The organism is Rhizobium sp. P1_C7 (assembly GCF_056406295.1).
On the sequence record NZ_JBFUAL010000072.1, the window covers coordinates 1 to 759 of the forward strand.

At 58.4% G+C, this 759-nt stretch carries 1 protein-coding gene; it reads right to left on the reverse strand.

Annotated elements, in window-relative coordinates:
• Nucleotides 1-9: 9 nt before the first annotated feature.
• On the reverse strand, nucleotides 10-759 hold a 750-nt coding region (gene tnpC, locus AC1D2R_RS32195; protein ID WP_477973874.1), incomplete at its 5' end, for an IS66 family transposase.

Genomic DNA, 759 nt, shown 5'->3' on the forward strand with positions numbered 1-759 from the left:
ACTCAATGTCTACTCAATGTCTGAGGCTGGCCAGCGATTTGCGATGCGGGTCAGGGTCTGGGATAGCCAGGCGAGCGGATCGACACCGTTCATTTTTGCCGTCTGCAGCAGCGTGGCGATCGTCGCCCAGGTTTCGCCGCCTCCCTCGCTACCAGCGAAGAGACTATTTTTTCTTGTAATTGTTTGGGGCCGGATCGCGCGTTCGACAATGTTGGAGTCGATTTCGATGTGGCCATCGGTCAAGAAGCGCTCCAGCGCTTCCCGTCGTGTCATCGCATAGCGGATCGCCTCAGCAGTCTTGGACTTCCCAGAGACTCTGGAAAGCTCCTTTTCCCACAATCGGAAGAGATCGGCGACGATGGCTGCGGAGGTCTCCTGACGACGCGTGGCACGGGTTTTGGCATCACTGCCGCGGATCTCGTCCTCAACCTTCCACAGTTCCGTCATGGCCGTAATCGACGCTGTCGCAGCCTCATTGATACCGCCGACGTGCAGCTCATAAAACTTACGACGTAAATGCGCCCAGCATCCGGCCAGTCTGATGGTTTCATTGCTGCCGGACTTGGCGCGCTCTTTGAGCATGCTGGTGTAGGCCGAGTAGCCATCAACTTGCAGGATGCCGGTGAACCCGGCGAGATGACGCGCGACACACTTGGCACCTCTGCTGTCTTCGAAGCGATAGGCAACCATCGGCGGACCCGATCCTCCGAACGGTCGGTCATCGCGCGCGTATGCCCAGAGCCACGCCTTCATCGCTTT